14 protein-coding genes are annotated in these 15,959 nt (G+C 53.6%); 6 read left to right on the top strand and 8 right to left on the bottom strand.

Annotation, left to right across the window (positions count from 1 at the left end; all coding sequences use genetic code 11):
• Positions 1-10 precede the first annotated feature (10 nt).
• Both HV346_RS11190 and HV346_RS11185 read right to left on the bottom strand, forming a co-directional pair.
• Positions 11-1,630 carry a TIGR04028 family ABC transporter substrate-binding protein gene (locus tag HV346_RS11190; RefSeq protein ID WP_181623552.1) on the bottom strand — a complete coding sequence of 540 codons (1,620 nt, stop codon included), beginning with the start codon at positions 1,628-1,630 and terminating at the stop codon, positions 11-13.
• 140 nt (positions 1,631-1,770) lie between these two features.
• Positions 1,771-2,973 (bottom strand): NAD(P)/FAD-dependent oxidoreductase, encoded by a 1,203-nt coding sequence (locus HV346_RS11185; protein WP_181623551.1) that lies wholly within the window; start codon positions 2,971-2,973, stop codon positions 1,771-1,773.
• A gap of 198 nt (positions 2,974-3,171) precedes the next feature.
• Between HV346_RS11185 and HV346_RS11180 the strand changes: the two genes are divergently transcribed.
• On the top strand, positions 3,172-3,681 hold the full coding sequence (locus HV346_RS11180; RefSeq protein WP_181623550.1) for an Rrf2 family transcriptional regulator: 510 nt from the start codon (positions 3,172-3,174) through the stop codon (positions 3,679-3,681).
• A gap of 47 nt (positions 3,682-3,728) precedes the next feature.
• Here the strand turns inward: HV346_RS11180 and adhP are convergent, their stop codons facing one another.
• Positions 3,729-4,739, bottom strand: coding sequence for an alcohol dehydrogenase AdhP (gene adhP, locus HV346_RS11175; protein ID WP_181623549.1), 1,011 nt, complete (start codon positions 4,737-4,739; stop codon positions 3,729-3,731).
• Positions 4,740-5,011: 272 nt separating this feature from the next.
• Here adhP and HV346_RS11170 point away from each other — a divergent pair, with 272 nt between their 5' ends.
• Positions 5,012-5,611: an inorganic diphosphatase gene (locus HV346_RS11170; RefSeq protein WP_181623548.1), complete on the top strand. Its 600-nt coding sequence runs from the start codon at positions 5,012-5,014 to the stop codon at positions 5,609-5,611.
• 36 nt (positions 5,612-5,647) lie between these two features.
• Here the strand turns inward: HV346_RS11170 and HV346_RS11165 are convergent, their stop codons facing one another.
• The 4 genes from HV346_RS11165 to HV346_RS11150 form a co-directional block, all read right to left on the bottom strand.
• On the bottom strand, positions 5,648-7,357 hold the full coding sequence (locus HV346_RS11165; RefSeq protein ID WP_181623547.1) for an ABC-F family ATP-binding cassette domain-containing protein: 1,710 nt from the start codon (positions 7,355-7,357) through the stop codon (positions 5,648-5,650).
• A 307-nt stretch (positions 7,358-7,664) separates the two neighbouring features.
• On the bottom strand, positions 7,665-9,362 hold the full coding sequence (locus HV346_RS11160) for an NAD-dependent malic enzyme (protein ID WP_181623546.1): 1,698 nt from the start codon (positions 9,360-9,362) through the stop codon (positions 7,665-7,667).
• Between the two features lie 176 nt (positions 9,363-9,538).
• Positions 9,539-9,676 carry a stationary-phase-induced ribosome-associated protein gene (gene sra, locus HV346_RS11155; protein ID WP_181623545.1) on the bottom strand — a complete coding sequence of 46 codons (138 nt, stop codon included), beginning with the start codon at positions 9,674-9,676 and terminating at the stop codon, positions 9,539-9,541.
• 100 nt (positions 9,677-9,776) lie between these two features.
• Complete coding sequence (locus HV346_RS11150) at positions 9,777-10,628, bottom strand: Vmh family MBL fold metallo-hydrolase (protein WP_181623754.1); 852 nt, start codon at positions 10,626-10,628, stop codon at positions 9,777-9,779.
• A 112-nt stretch (positions 10,629-10,740) separates the two neighbouring features.
• On the opposite strand from HV346_RS11150, the gene HV346_RS11145 reads away from it, so the two are divergent.
• The 4 genes from HV346_RS11145 to HV346_RS11130 all read left to right on the top strand — a co-directional run bounded on the left by HV346_RS11145 (position 10,741) and on the right by HV346_RS11130 (position 14,949).
• Positions 10,741-11,616 carry a LysR family transcriptional regulator gene (locus HV346_RS11145; RefSeq protein ID WP_181623544.1) on the top strand — a complete coding sequence of 292 codons (876 nt, stop codon included), beginning with the start codon at positions 10,741-10,743 and terminating at the stop codon, positions 11,614-11,616.
• A gap of 111 nt (positions 11,617-11,727) precedes the next feature.
• On the top strand, positions 11,728-12,774 hold the full coding sequence (locus HV346_RS11140) for an NAD(P)-dependent alcohol dehydrogenase (RefSeq protein WP_181623543.1): 1,047 nt from the start codon (positions 11,728-11,730) through the stop codon (positions 12,772-12,774).
• Positions 12,775-12,873: 99 nt separating this feature from the next.
• Positions 12,874-14,058 (top strand): MFS transporter, encoded by a 1,185-nt coding sequence (locus HV346_RS11135; protein WP_181623542.1) that lies wholly within the window; start codon positions 12,874-12,876, stop codon positions 14,056-14,058.
• Between the two features lie 21 nt (positions 14,059-14,079).
• Positions 14,080-14,949, top strand: a complete 870-nt coding sequence (locus HV346_RS11130) for a LysR family transcriptional regulator (protein WP_181623541.1) — start codon at positions 14,080-14,082, stop codon at positions 14,947-14,949.
• Here HV346_RS11130 and HV346_RS11125 read toward each other — a convergent pair.
• Positions 14,946-15,860, bottom strand: coding sequence for a LysR family transcriptional regulator (locus tag HV346_RS11125; RefSeq protein ID WP_181623540.1), 915 nt, complete (start codon positions 15,858-15,860; stop codon positions 14,946-14,948). The two genes, HV346_RS11130 and HV346_RS11125, sit on opposite strands and share 4 nt — an antisense overlap.
• Between the last annotated feature and the right edge of the window lie 99 nt (positions 15,861-15,959).

Raw genomic sequence — 15,959 nt, 5'->3', positions numbered from 1 at the left:
GATCGGCTCCTTAATGTTTTTCGAGCCATGCGCCGTAGAACGACGGACGGCCAACCGCTTCAAAACTCACGCCTTTTAACCATGGCGCACCCGCAAATACCTGAGGCTCTTCGAAGATAGGGATCACATAGGCGTTATCCAGAAGGTAATGCTGTGCATCCCCCGTAAGCTGGAGACGTTTTTGCGGATCGGTTTCGGCAGAGATATTCACCAGCAGTGCATTGAGCTTGTCGTCGCGGAAGTCTTTCACTTTGTCGCTGGAGCCGCCTTTTTGCAGAAGTGCGTCTCGGTTCGCCGGGTAGAACATGCTCTTCACAACGTCCGGGTCTGCACGTCCCACTTCGGATACCGTTAGCGGTGTTTTCAACGGATCGAGGTTATCCAGCGTGCGGCTTCCCGCATCACCCGCTTTAACGCTCAGCGCTACACCAACTTGTCGCCATTGCTGGGCGACCAACTGGAGAACTTCTTTGTTTTGCGGCTGCGGCAGGGATTCATAAATGGTTAGCGCCAGGCGTTGTCCATCTTTGGCCCGGATGCCGTCGCTGCCCGCTTTCCATCCGGCTTCATCCAGCAGGGTGTTGGCTTTTGTCGGGTCAAACGTCAGTTTGTCGCTCAGGTCAACAAAACCGGCGGCGGAGTCGGCAATCACCGATTTTGCCTGCGGATAATTGGGGGAGAAGAGGGTCTCTACCACCTGTTTAGCATTGGTGGCATGCAGTAACGCCTGGCGGACGCGGATATCTGAAACCAGCGGGTTATCCGGGCGGAAGCTGATGCTGTCGTTTACCCCGCGCGTGGGGGCCGCGTAAATGGTGTATCCCTGATCGGTAGCCTGTTTCTCGTCATAAGCCTGTACCTGACGAATAAAATCAGCCTGGCCTGCCAGTAGCGCACCCACGCGGACGCTGTCTTCCTGGGTAACAATAAATTTAATGCCATCCAGATTTGCGGGCCCTTGCTGCGCGAGGTTTTTCGGCCCCCACTGGTAGTCTTTGCGGGCATCCAGCGTTACTTCCCGACCCAGTTTTTCGTCTTTCACCACAAACGGGCCTGATCCAATGATATGGCGGGCATCGCCCAGCTCTTCAAAGTTACGTTTCAGCGTGCTCAACGACACCAGACCGGAGCCGATAGTCGCTGTACCTTGTAAGAAACCCGGCGAAGGTTTTTTAAAGAAGAACTTCACAGTCAAAGGATCGACCACTTCACTGTGATCGTAGTTATTGATCACCTCGGAGACCGGCAGGCGTTGTGCTTTGTTGCCTAATCCGTAAGTGTCGAAGTTTTTCGCTACGGCGCTGGCATCCAGTGGTGTACCGTCGGAGAAGGTAATACCTGGGCGGATTTTAAAGGTGTATTCCGTTTTATCGATGTTACTGCTCCAGCTTTCAGCCACCCAGGGTTCAACCTGGAGTGTTTTCGGGTTCTGCCAGGTCAGTTTATCGGTGATCTGATTAAGGATACCGCCGTTGGGATAAAACCCACCGGCAGGGGGATAGAGGTTGGTGTGGGCCTGTTGCTCCAGGTAGACAAGCGTGCCACCTTTAACAGGGGCATCTGCGGCATATGCTGACGTTGCCACAAGGATGAGCGCCGTTAGCAGCGGCAGGCGAAAGGGGGGTTGCATGGTGAATTCCTTTGTTATCTTCTTGTTAGCGTCGGATTCATCATCGGGCGCGGCAGAAAACAAGGGAACAAAGGAATTAAGATAAGGATTGCCGGAAAGTGAAAATAAAAACGCCCCGGGGAAGGGGCGGTAATACAGGACTACACAAATTTTGCCAGCGGGTCGGCTGCCGCAAAAGCAACTGCGCGGTCGGCTGCGGGTGGATAGATTAGCTCGTGAGTAATGGCCATTTTGATCTTCTTCGCCTCCTCGCGTACAGACTTGACCGTTTGCTCCCAGCCTTCGGTATAGACTGCGCCCCATGCGCCTAAATCGAGGCAGGTTACATAGTTCACCTGACGATAAGGACAGGGAGCAACGCCTAACAGGCTGGCCGCCGCGTTGTGTCCGGCAAATTTACCTAACTGAATCGCGTGCTGGCAGGTCATCAGCGCGGTGTTGCCCAGGTCATCAGTTTTCGCGTGCGCCATATCCCCGGTGGCGAAAACATCTGGGTGAGCCGGAAGTTGCAGGCTTTCGTTGACCTTCAGGCGTCCCTGGTTGTCGCGCTCACCGTCGATCTGCTGGCTGAGCGCATGCGCTTCAACACCAGCAGTCCAGACAACGGTTGAGACGCCAATGCGCTCCCCATTTTTTAGCGTGACGCCGCTGGCATCAATCGCTTCAATTTCACTGTTTAAGCGCCACTCCACGCCAAGCTCAAGGCTTGCCGCTTCAATCGTCTCACGTAGTGCCTCACTGTAACGACCGCCAATCACAGCACCTCGCTCAACTACGATAACTTTAGTCTCTGTTTCGGGACCGAAACGGGCACGAAGGCGTGCTGGCAATTCGGTTGCCAGTTCAATGCCAGTAAACCCACCGCCGCACACCACTACCGTATTGCGCTCGGGTGTGGAAGGGCGATCGATGAGTGAGTCGAGGTGTTTTTCGAAAACCTGAGCAGATTCTAACTGGTCGATATCAAAAGCATATTCGGCAAGCCCGGCAATCGGTGGACGACGGGTCTGGCTACCCGTTGCCAGCACCAGTCGATCGTAGGTCGCGGATACAGTCTGGCCATTGGCATCGCGATACCACACCATTTTTCCTTTTGTATCAATGCGCTCGGCACTTCCGGAGAGATGCGTTACATTCAGCTCGGCAAACAAATCGTCCAGTGGCGCTACAAATGCGGACACCTGCTCCTCATAAAAACGCGGACGGACGCGCAGCTCAGCCCGGGGAGCCAGAACCGTAATGGCCAGGTCATGACATTTTTCCCGATCGGCCAGACGCGCAGCGCTGACGGCTGCCCACATACCAGAGAAACCGCTGCCTACAATTAAAATCTGCTTCTTCATTTTCGATCCTTTTGGTCATCAGACTGCGTGCCTGACATAACTGCAACTATACTTGTCGCAGTTAACTGCGACAACTTTTTTCTGAGTTAAAAATTAAAGCGTCGAAAAGCAGGTAGTTACTGGAATCATGAACTCCGGGCTGTTTTATGCTCATCCTCAAGGCTATAATGACCTGGATTATTAACCTCGGAGTTAAACATGGCTTTTTACAGTTCCGGCGTGGAATATGGCATTCATAGCCTGATGTGTATGGTGGATGCGAAAGGCAACGAACGTGAGATGAGTGTCCGGGAGATGGCGGCCTTACAGGGCGTACCTTATGACTACCTGGGGAAAATTTTCACGCGTTTGTCACGTGCCGGGCTGGTTACCAGTACGGAAGGCAAGGGGGGGGGATTTAAGCTGGCGCGTCCTGCCGAGCTGATCTCCGTGCTGGATGTAGCGCACGCGATTGATGGCGAGAAAAATATGTTTGAGTGCCGAGAAGTGCGTCAGCGTCTGGCGGTGTTTGATGAAACCCCTCCGGGTTGGGTATGCGACGGTCCGTGCGGAGTTCGCTCCGTAATGGATAGTGCGCAGCAACGTATGGAAGAGGAGCTGGCCCGACACACGATCCTCGATCTGGCACGCAAAATGTATCGCAAAGCGCCTGATACCTTTCAGATTGAAGTTCAGGAGTGGATTTCAGACCGACGAAATGCGTCCTGATTCTTTAACTCACGCCCTCTCAGCCAGGGAGAGGGCGTGGCGATGGCTTACGAGCGTAAATCAATCACCATACGGCCACGGATCTGGCCCTGTTCCATCTCTTTGAAAATGGCGTTGATATCTTCCAGCGGTCGCAGCGTGACTTTCGGTACAACCTTACCTTCAGCTGCGAACTGGAAGGCTTCCAGCAGATCCTGACGCGTACCCACCAGGGAACCCACAACCTGGATACCATCCAGAACCAGACGTGGAATATCCAGGCTCATCGCTTCTGGCGGCAGACCGACGGCCACCACACGGCCACCTGCACGCACAGCATCGACGGCTGAGTTAAACGCCGCTTTTGCCACCGCAGTGACCACTGCGGCATGCGCGCCACCGGTTTTCTCCTGAATGACTTTCGCGGCATCTTCGCTGCGGGAATTTACGGTTAAATCAGCACCCATGCTGGCGGCCAGTTTCAGCTGTTCATCATTCACATCAACAGCAATCACTTTCGCGTTAAAGACGTTTTTGGCGTACTGCAGCGCCAGGTTACCCAGACCGCCCAGACCATAAATGGCAATCCATTGTCCGGGTTTGATATAGGAAATTTTCACGGCTTTGTAGGTGGTAACACCCGCGCAGGTGATGCTACTGGCGGCGGCGGAATCCAGACCGTCAGGCACTTTCACTGCATAATCCGCCGTCACGATGCACTCTTGCGCCATGCCGCCGTCAACGGTATAACCCGCATTTTTAACATCGCGGCAGAGTGTTTCATTTCCGGTGTTACAGTATTCGCAGTGGCCACAGCCTTCGAAGAACCAGGCTACGCTGGTACGATCGCCCACTTTCAGTGAGGTCACACCCGGCCCAATTTCTTTCACGATGCCAATCCCTTCGTGGCCCAGGATCACCCCAGTCTTATCGCCAAAATCACCATTTTTAACGTGAAGATCGGTATGGCAAACCCCACAGCATTCCATCGTCAGGAGTGCTTCACCGTGTTTGAGCGCCCGCAAGGTTTTCTCGGTAACATCAACGTGGTGATCTTTGGTTACAACAGCAGCCTTCATATGTTTCTCCTTATTCATGGTCAGCATCTGCATAGCAAACAAGACGGATGAGAATACGTCTTACTTCTTTAGGATTAATCCTTTGACGGCGTGTTGCAAGGGCGGCGCAACAAAATGTAATAATTTCATTAGCTTCTGATTAATAAGTCAGCAAAAAATCATTAATACTCTTAATAAATGGGGGTGATAAAAACTGACAAAAAAGCGTCATGGGTCTGTCATCTGTCAAACGTACTGTGTTGTCTTCCTAATAACCGAAGAGTTAAAAGACAATGCATCTGGTGAAAAAACTTATCGCAATCAGCGTTCTTCTGTCCGCTTCCGTTCAGGCGCAAAACATCCTTGAATTCCCTCAGCCGGAAAACAACCCGGAAGAGTTCTACGCCGTCACGGAGATCCCGGCGGGCGGCATTATCAAATATGAGACCGACGCGAAAACCGGTTTTATTATTGCTGACCGTTTCCAGTCGATGCCGGTGGCTTATCCCGCAAACTACGGCTCGTTGACCCAGTCGCTGGCCGGTGATGGCGACCCACTGGACGTGATTTTCTACACCCGTGCGCCAATGGCGCCAGGTACACTCATTAAACTGCGTGCGATTGGTGTACTGAAGATGGTGGATGGTGGTGAGAAAGACGACAAAATTGTGGCAGTTCCGACGAGTAAAATCGACCCGACATACGACGATATCAAAGAGTTGAAAGACCTGCCGAAGATTGAAGTCCAGCGCCTGGAGTCGTTCTTCCGCGTCTACAAACAACTTCCGGAAGGACGCAAAAAAGTGGAGCTGAGTGGCTTTAATGATGCCGCGACGGCGAAGCAGGAGATCAAACAGGCATGGGATGCCTGGAAAGAGAAAAACCCTCAGTAGCAAACTGGCCCGGCGGATTTTCCGCCGGGCACAGACTTACAGTTGCGCCTCCAGTGCCTCAATTTCTTTACGCCATTGCGCCTGAAGTTGTGGCTTTTGATGCTTAGGTTTTCGCGCTACATCCTCTGCCAACAGTGTTTCCAGCGCAACCAGCCTTTCCAGCAGATCGTCATACGCTGACGGGATTTCGTCCCGTGGCAACGCATCATCTACCGGTTGAGCCAGACCCGAACTTTCACGCAGACGTTCAAACACGGCGTCGGCATCGTGCCATTCGCTCAGCTTCCCGTCTTCAATCAGCCAGAAACGATTGCAGCTATGGTGGATCAGTTGTCGGTCGTGACTGACCAGCAAAACGCCACCCTCGAACTGCTGCAGCGTTTCACCCAGCGCCTCTTTGCCTTCCATGTCCAGGTGGTTGGTCGGTTCATCCAGCATCAACAGGCTATAGCGGGCAAGCGTAAGACCGACAAACAGCAGGCGAGAGCGCTCGCCGCCACTGAGCGTACTGACCTTTTGCCCGTGACGCGCCCAGGGGAAACCGGAACTTATAAGCGCCATTTTGCGATCCTGTTGATGAGGTGCAAACGGCTCCAGCGCATCCAGCAGCGAAGCGTCGTCCGGTAACTGGTGCAGTGTCTGGTCGTAATAACCCAGGGTTACACGCGGATGAATGATCAGCCCTTCGGCACAGCCTCCATGGGCGAACTGTCGCCAGATAAGTTTCATCAGTGACGATTTACCACATCCGTTGCGTCCGACAATCGCCACCCGATCACCGCTTTTCAGTCGAGCGATATCGACATCAAACAGCGGGAGCAGCCCCGGAGCCGGAGGTACAGCGAGATTGCTTATCTCCAGCAGCCGATCGGCTCGTAGCGCATCGCCCCGCAGGGTTAATGTCCACTGACTGCCCGTAGTGACTTCTGTCTGGCTCTCCTTTAGCCGCTCAACCTGTTTTTCCATCTGCTTGGCCTTACGGGCCAGATCTTCGTTATCGTAGACCTTGCCCCAGGTGGCCAGCCGTTTAGCGCTGGCGGCGACGCGATCGATCTCCTTTTGTTCCGCCTTGTGGCGCTGTGCATCACTTTCATCCTTTGCAACCAGTGCCTTGCGTGCCGCCGAGCAGGGGAGCGCAAAGTAGTGCAGCGTTTTGTCACGCAAGATCCAGCTTCCGTTAGTGACAGCATCCAGCAATTGCCTGTCATGCGAAACCAACACAAAGCTGCCGGACCAGTTCTGTAAAAACTGTTCCAGCCAGAGCATGGTTGGCAGATCAAGGTGGTTGCTGGGTTCATCAAGCAGCAGCAGATCCGGCTCGCTGATTAACGCCCTCGCCAGCAGCAGACGGGTGTGCTGACCGCCGCTGAGCGTTGCCGATTGCAGAGCCATATCCTGTGCGGTGAACCCCATGCTCGCCAGCAATGCTTCTGCCTTCCAGCGCAAACTGTCATGCTCTGTGCGGGGGACTTGCGCCAGTACAGCATCGAGCATAGTCAGCGGGTAAATGGCCTCCGGCAGATGCTGTTCAACGCGGGACATCAGGCAATGTCCGGCCAGCGCCACCGTTCCGCTTGCAGGCGAATCTGTGCCGTCCAGGACTTTCAGAAGTGTACTTTTTCCGCAGCCGTTATCGCCCAGCAGGCCAATGCGGTCGCCTTTTTTCAGCGTAAAGGAGAGGTCGTCGAAGAGCGTGCCAAACGCCGTATCAACACGTAAAGAATGTGCAGTGAGTAAAGTGCTCATTTGTTGCTTACCCAAGAGTTACAGGCAGGTTAATGCCTCGTCAAACATCGCTGACGATAACTCAGTAAGCCCGAGAGAAGGGATTTCAGGGATTGGTGTCTTCGCTCAAGCCGAAGTTATCGCAGCACGATACCGATAACGCTTGAGCGGGTACGATTACCAAATGTATGTGAAAAATGGAAAATTTCACAATACAGCATAGTTGGCCTCCTTATATATTCAGTAGGTTAATGAATGAAAGGAGTGTAGCGGAAGGATGCGAGAGTGCAAACAATAAAAAAGGCAACTTACGTTGCCTTTTTCGCGCTTAAATCGACGTTCGACGGTAGCTGCGGTATTCCGGCATCCAGAAGTTCTCATCAATGGCTTGCTGCAGAGCATCGGCAGAGGTTTTCACCGCCACGCCCTGTTGCTGCGCCATTTTGCCCACGGCAAAAGCGATAGCACGCGAAACTTTGTGAATATCTTTCAGCTCCGGTAGTACCAGTCCTTCGCCGTTATTCACCAGAGGCGAGTATTTCGCCAGCGTTTCGCTTGCCGACATCAGCATTTCATCGGTAATGCGTGACGCGCCGGAGGCAATCACACCCAGGCCAATTCCAGGGAAGATATAGGAGTTGTTACATTGGGCGATCGGGTAGGTTTTCTCCTTCCAGACGACAGGATCAAACGGGCTACCGGTGGCGACAAGTGCGTTACCTTCAGTCCAGGCAATGATGTCCTGCGGCGTTGCTTCCACGCGCGACGTTGGGTTGGAGAGCGGCATCACGATAGGGCGTTCGCAATGTTTGTGCATCTCGCGGATGATCTCTTCAGTGAACAACCCGGTCTGCCCGGAAACACCGATCAGGATGTCCGGTTTCACGTTGCGTACCACGTCCAGCAGAGAGAGCACTTCGTTGTCGGTGTCCCAGTTTTTCAGGTTGTCGCGCTTCTGCACCAGCTTCGTCTGGAACGGCAGCAGGTTTGGCATCGCATCGGTCAGCAGGCCGAAGCGATCGACCATAAAGACGCGCGAGCGAGCGAGCTCTTCGCTTAACCCTTCACGCTGGGTCTGGGCAATAATTTGTTCGGCGATCCCGCAACCAGCAGACCCTGCGCCGAGGAAGACGATTTTCTGGTAGCTCAACTGGCTGCCAGCCGCACGGCTGGCGGCAATCAGCGTACCGACGGTGACGGCTGCTGTGCCCTGAATATCATCGTTGAACGAACAAATTTCATCGCGATAACGGTTCAGTAATGGCATGGCGTTCTTCTGCGCAAAATCTTCAAACTGCAACAGAACATCCGGCCAGCGGTGTTTAACCGCCTGGATAAAATCATCCACGAACTGGTAGTACTCATCATCAGTGATACGCGGGTGACGCCAGCCCATATAAAGCGGGTCATTGAGCAGTTGCTGATTATTTGTGCCGACATCCAGCACAACCGGCAAGGTGTACGCCGGGCTGATCCCACCACAGGCGGTATAGAGGGATAATTTACCGATAGGGATACCCATCCCGCCGATCCCCTGGTCGCCCAGGCCCAGAATACGTTCGCCGTCGGTGACCACAATCACTTTGATATTGTGGTTGGGCACGTTTTGCAGAATGTCGTCCATGTTGTGACGGTTCTGGTATGAGATAAACACCCCGCGGGAACGGCGGTAAATCTCGGAGAAGCGTTCGCAGGCGGCGCCCACAGTCGGGGTATAAATCACCGGCATCATCTCTTCGAGATGATTTTGTACCAGGCGATAGAACAAGGTTTCGTTGGTATCCTGGATGTTACGCAGATAGATGTGTTTATCGATCTCCGTCTTGAATCCCTGGTACTGGATCCAGGCGCGTTCTGCCTGTTCTTCGATGGTTTCGACCACTTCAGGCAGCAGGCCGAGCAGGTTGAAGCTGCTGCGCTCTTCGGCGCTAAAGGCGCTGCCTTTATTGAGCAGGGGAAACTCAAGCAGAACCGGGCCTGCATAAGGAATATATAAGGAACGATGTTGTTTCGGTTTGTTGTCCATGTCACTCACTCTTTTTTTGAAGATCCGTCCCTGGCACTGTCGTTTGTCATCTTTCTGGCCGGTGCTACGGGTTTCGGTCGGCTGGTATTATAAAGGAGCTGAATGTTAATTACCGCAACACATAAGCAAAAACACCATCGGTTTTGCCGATGGTGTTGTGCGTCATAACGCGAAACTTACTTCTCTACGTGGCGTCTTCTGCCTGAAGCCTGGTGGACAACCGTTTCGTGGTTGTCTTCAATAACCACTTTTTTGTGGTTAGAAATCTTATAGTTAAGTCCCAGAATATGACGTGCCTTACGGTTCGATTTCATGCTTACTCCTCAATCCTGTTGATAGTTTTAAGGACCACTCCGCATGTGCGGACGAAATGTAACCCCTTAGGTTGCCCATCCAGCTTAGCAGGTTTTCAGCTTACCACTTCATTTCGCCGGTATTCACTTTGGCACTCAGCTCCAGCGAACTCGCTTCTGCGAGATCGGGATACTGTTTTTTCATCGTGCTAATCACGGCTGCCGAGCCTTTCTGGTCTGCCAGAGCCTTTTCGAACTGCTGGAGATAGTTGCTGGTGAAGGTGATAGCGCCAGTGCCTGTCGGAGGTGTACCAAGATAGTGCCCTGGGATCACGCGCTCAGGCTTATGTGCCGCCATCGCCTCCAGTGTGTGCAACCACTGTTGGCGGCTCTCTTTGGTTTGGGTATCGGCTGTCCAGACGTGAATCCCCCATGAAACGCCCGTCCCGCCTAAAATGGCTTTTGCCGAAGGGATCCAGACATAGGCCGCATAGCTATCCGGCTGTTCAATGCTGACGGTTTCACCATCGATCATAAAGGTGGTGGAAGCGATAACCTGTGGAACGACAAGTGTTGTCGGCGCGCCATCTTTCATCTGCGGACCCCAGAATGCCAGTTTGGCATCTTTGGTCGCTTTAATGTGATCCACCACATTTTGGGTTGCCACGACTTTGGCGTTCGGGAACGCTTTCACCAGTGGTTGCAGACCAAAGTAGAAATCCGGGTCGCCGGAGGTAATCACGATCTTATTCAGAGTCTTTCCGCTGCGACGAATTTTCTCAACCAGAGCTTCGCCATCTTTTACGCTGAATTGTGCGTCAAACAGAACAGCCTCTTTCGGCCCGGAAACCAGCGTGGAGGAGACCGCAAAAATAGCGTTCTCTTGTGGGTTATAGGTGTCCAGCGTGAGCGGTGCGGCAAATACCGCTGGCGTGAACAGGGCGCACAGCAGTGCAAGGCGGTTAAGCGTCATCATCATTTCTCTTATCAGGTGGAAAGCATCCATTGTAAGGATTTCTGCATTTGCCAGAATTCCTGAAACAAGACATGCTTTGTTTCATAAATCGATCAGATGGAGTGCTGGAATGGATCGCGTTATTGCCGCTCAGGTCTATAACCGGATATGTGAGCTGGGCAGTTTGAGTGCGGCGGCTCGTGCGCTGGGGATTTCCCGGCCAATGGTGAGCCGTTATCTTGAGCAGATGGAAAAGTGGGCCGGGACACGGCTGGTACACCGCTCGACGCGGAAGCTGACGCTGACAACGGCAGGCGAAAAGGTGCTACAGAAAACGCGCACGCTGACGCAGTTATCTCAGGAAATTGAAGATCAGTCGGCGAAAGACAGGCCATCCGGCACATTGCGTGTGGCCTGCGCGCATTTCACGGCGATGCACATGGTGGCTCCTGTGCTTCCCGATATTCTCTTACGCTATCCGCAACTGCGGGTAGAACTGGATGTGAACAACCATCCTGTGAGCCTGGTGGGGGAACGCATTGATGTGGCGATCCGCATCACTGATAACCCGGAACCCGGTATGATTGCACGCCGTCTGGGGGAGTGTCGCTCGGTGTTGTGCGCGTCGCCAGAGTATCTCGCGCAGAAGGGGGTTCCTCAACATCCTGAGGATTTAGCCCTGCACAACTGTTTGCATTACAGCTTTTTCGCCGGGCAGTCGTGGCATTTCCTCTCTCCGGAGGGCGAGGGTGTCAGTGTGGCCGTTAGCGGTAACCTGAGCGCCAGTATCTCCGCGCTGCTGATGGAGGCCGCTATTCGCCATTGCGGTATTGCGATGCTGCCAGAACGCGAGGCGCAAACGGCACTTGAACAAGGGACATTAGTGCCCGTGTTGTCATCGCTCACACCCAAACCGCTTGCTATCTATGGCATTTATCAGTCGAGAGAGTATCAACCCGCGGCCTTGCGCCTGTTCCTTGATGAAATTGCCGGTAGCCTGGGGTAATTCATGAGCTACGCTCATTACGCTATTCCACTTTTATCCATAGTCAGCGCGCCAGGGGTACAGTAGCTTTGGACGGTTCCTTTTGCGCGAGACCACTAGTGAGGTAAAGAGATGAAAGTTCTGGGCTATGCAGCAAAAACTCCCACCGCGCCGCTCGCACCGTTCACCTTTGAACGTCGCGAACCCCGCCCCGACGATGTGGTGATCGAAATCCTGTATTGCGGCGTCTGCCATTCCGATTTGCATCAGGCGCGTAATGACTGGGGATTCAGTGAATATCCTGTTGTTCCGGGTCATGAAATTATTGGTCGCGTGAAATCCGTTGGTGACAGTGTCACAAAACTGAGCGTCGGCGATCTGGCCGGTATTGGTTGTATGGTCGATTCGTGCCGCGAATGTGAGCCCTGCAAACAGGGGCTGGAGCAGTATTGTGAAGAGGGCAATGTCCAGACCTATAACGGCCATGATCGCTTTGACCATCAGCGGACTTACGGCGGTTATTCCCGGACAATTGTCGCCAGTGAAGACTTCGTCCTGCATATTCCGCAAACCCTCGATCTGAAAGGTGTCGCCCCTTTGCTCTGCGCCGGGATCACCACCTGGTCGCCATTGCGTCACTGGAATATTGGCAAAGGCAGCAAAGTGGCTGTGATTGGTCTGGGCGGACTTGGTCATATGGCCATTAAGCTGGCTCACGGACTGGGCGCGGAGGTGACGCTCTTTACCCGCTCGCCAGGCAAAGAGGCGGATGCTCGCCGTCTGGGGGCCGATCATATTGTCTATTCCACCGATGACGAACAGATGCAGTCGGTGGCTAATCAGTTCAACCTGATTATCGATACCGTACCGTATGTTCACGATATTAATCCGTATATGTCGACACTGACGCTGGACGGTACGCTGGTCTTTGTTGGCTATCTGGGGGACAACCCGCCAGTGAGCACATTGCCGCTGATCCTTGGCCGTAAATCGGTTGCGGGCTCCTGCATTGGCGGCATCGCCGAAACCCAGGAGATGCTCGATTTCTGCGGTGAAAAAGGCATTACTGCAGATGTCGAGGTGATCCGGATGGATGAGATCAACGCGGCCTTTGAGCGCATGCTTAAAAGTGACGTGAAATACCGCTTTGTGATCGACATGAGCACGTTGAACGCCTGATATAACATTATTTATGACAGCCCAAGATTTCATCATTTTTCCTTTGGGCTTCACCTTCCTACACTCGCGCTACTTTTTATTCTTATTGAGTAGCGTGAGATGCCTTTTGTTATCTATATCTTTACCATCAGCGCCTTTGCGTTAGGCCTGGCTGAATTTATTCCTATTGGACTGACCGATGTGATTGCTCGCGATCTGCACCTTAGCGTGGAGCATGTCGGGGCTACCGTCACGGCGTATGCGCTCGGGGCGACATTTTCAGCTCCGGTCCTTACCGCACTGACCGCGGGATGGGCCCGCAAGCGGGTTATGATCCTGACCATGATTATCTTTAGCGTCGGTAGCGTGCTGGCCGCACTAGCACCGTCTCTTGAGTTGATGATCGTTGCCCGTTTCGTCGCCGGTCTGGGGCACGGTTTATTCCTGGCGGTTGCCTCCAGTACAGCCGCAGCCCTTGCCGGTCCCGGTAAAGCAGGGCGAGCGGTGGCGGTGGTTTTCGGTGGATTCACCCTGGCGATGGCGTTTGGTGTCCCGGCGGGAACCTGGCTTGGCGGGCTGATGAACTGGCGACCAATGATGGCATTGATTGGTGTGTTTGGTGTGTTTGGTCTGTTGGGCGTAATCGGGCTGATCCCAGGAATGAAAGATCCGCTTCCTGGTAACACCAGCGTGACGGTTAAAGGCAGTCTGTCGGCTTTGCTTAATCCTGTTTTGCTGGGGGCTGCACTGGTGACAGTACTCTCCTATGCCGGTTCGTTTACCGCGTACACGTACATTGCACCTCTGCTCACGTCCCTCACCGGCCTGAGTGTTGCAAGCGTGGGTATCTTCATGTTTATCTACGGGATTGCGGCGGCAGTGGGTAATGTTCTGGGCGGAAAACTGACGGACGTACTCGGGGTAAACCGTGCCAGCGTGCTGCTTATCGGCGGAATTATTGTTGTCACCCTGGGTATGTGGATCTTTGTCCGTCACCCGCTGATGATGGGCGTATTGGTCGCGTTACTGGGAATGTTCACCTTTGCCGCCGTTCCTGCGTTGCAGGCACGATTAATTCATGTGGCGCATGATAAAGCGCCCCATGCACAGGGTATCGCTGCGGGGCTGAATATTGCCGGGTTCAACTCCGGGATCGCATTAGGATCGGTGAGCGGCAGCCTGACTATCGTCCACGCAGGCTTAATCTATACGGGGCTGGCGGGGGCTGTACTGTCGATTCTGGGGCTTATACTGCTGTTCGTGCAGACCCGCACAAAACGCCAGACCACGGTACAGACAAACTGAACAGAGCATCGGGAGTAAGGGATGAGCCATCTGACCCATTTAAGAACGTTTCTTGAAGTGTACCGCCTGCGTTCAATGTCTAAGGCAGCGGTACGTCTGGGCATGACTCAGCCTGCGGCGTCCCAGCACATTCAGTCACTGGAAGCACTGACCGGCAAGCCTCTGTTTGTTCGGCAGGCGCGGGGGGTTGCAGCGACGGAAGCGGCAGATGAGCTTGCCCGTTCGATTGCCCCGCATATCGATGGTCTGGAAATGAAGCTGGCAACGCTGCGTCCGGGAGGTGTCAATGGTGGAACGGTACATATTGTCGGTCCTTCGGATTTTATTCACTACTGCCTGGCGCCACGGCTTGCTCCGCTCATTCAGGATGGCTTCAGCCTGCGATTCCATACAGGGGAGAAACGCCGAATTTATGACCTGCTGGATAACGAAGCCGTTGATCTTGCGGTGACGGCTTCCGTTCCCGACCCCCACCGCTATCACTATGCCCGTTTACTGAGCGAAAAATTGCTGCTGGTCTATGCCCCTTCATTGATGAGGCATCTGGAGACGCTCACCCAGGAGACATTAAGCCGCACACCGCTGCTGGCTTTCGATGAAGATTTACCCCTGGTGCGCGCGCTCTGGCTATCACTTTTCAACACCGCACCGGATTTAAAAGCGGCGCTCACTGTACCTGATATGCGAATTCTTAAAACGCTTGCGCTTAATGCCCACGGCTGGACGGTGCTACCAGATTATCATTGTCATACTGAGCTGGCGGAAGGGCACTTGATTGCCCCTCAGGCGCACCCTCCGGTAAACGAGCTGTATCTGGTCTGGGGAAAACGCAGGACGTTAACCCCAGCGGCACAACACATTAAGGATGTGGTGCTGACCGGGCCTGTTTAAGGCGCATTCCCCTTAATGGCCTCAGGAAATACCTCTGAAAGCCAGTCAATGAATACTCTCAGACGGTGCGTGACATGCCGGTTTTGCGGGTAAACAACATGAAAAGGGTAAACGGCGGGACGCCATTTCTGCAAAATCTCCACCAGGGCTCCCTCTTTCAGTAATGCCCCCGTCGAGTAGCTAAACGTCTGCACGATACCCAGCCCCGCAACGGCGGCCGCGAGGTGGGCATTACTCTCATTTACCCCGAAATGGTGCTCAGCCTTGATCTCTTGCACTTCGCCGTTGCGCGTAAAACGAAACGGAAAGGCCCGGCCCGTCACCGGTGAGAGATAACTGATGAGTTTGTGCCCGTTCTTCAGTTCTTCAGGATAAGCAGGTATGCCGTAGGTTTTCAGGTATGTCGGGGTTGCGCAGGTGATAAGCACCGCATTCCCGATATGGCGGGCGATAAGAGATGAATCATCCATCGGGCCGCCACGGATCACGCAATCCACATTGCCGCTGATCAAGTCAACCGGACGGTCAGCGACGCCTAAATCAATCCTGATATCGGGATAACGGCGAATGAAATCTGGCAGCGCAGGGATCAGCACATCCCGCGCCGTTGAGCCACCAACGTCAATGCGCAAACGCCCTCCGGGCGTGGTTTGTGAGACAGAAAAAGAGGTATCAATGTCTTCAATATCAATGAGCACGCGTGAGGCTTTCTCGTAATACTCCAGTCCTTCAGGCGTTGGCATCACGCGCCGCGTCGTGCGCTGCAGGAGGCGAACACCGAGATGCTGTTCGAGGGATTTAACCAGCTTGCTGAGCGTCGCATTCGGCATATTCAGCGAATCTGCCGCGCGGGTAAAACTGCCACTTTCAACGACGCGGGCAAACGCGCGCATTGCCATTAACTGATCCACCTTGTGCTCCTGATTCAGTGAAATGATTATTCCCCTGTGTGAATAGTCATTTTCATTTTTGCCTATTTTTCATTAATCAGACCAACGCTACAGTAAGTT

It is taken from the genome of Enterobacter sp. RHBSTW-00994, assembly GCF_013782625.1.
GTDB lineage: Bacteria > Pseudomonadota > Gammaproteobacteria > Enterobacterales > Enterobacteriaceae > Enterobacter.
Note: the sequence above shows the minus strand (reverse complement) of the source record. Positions and strands in the feature narration are given on the sequence as shown.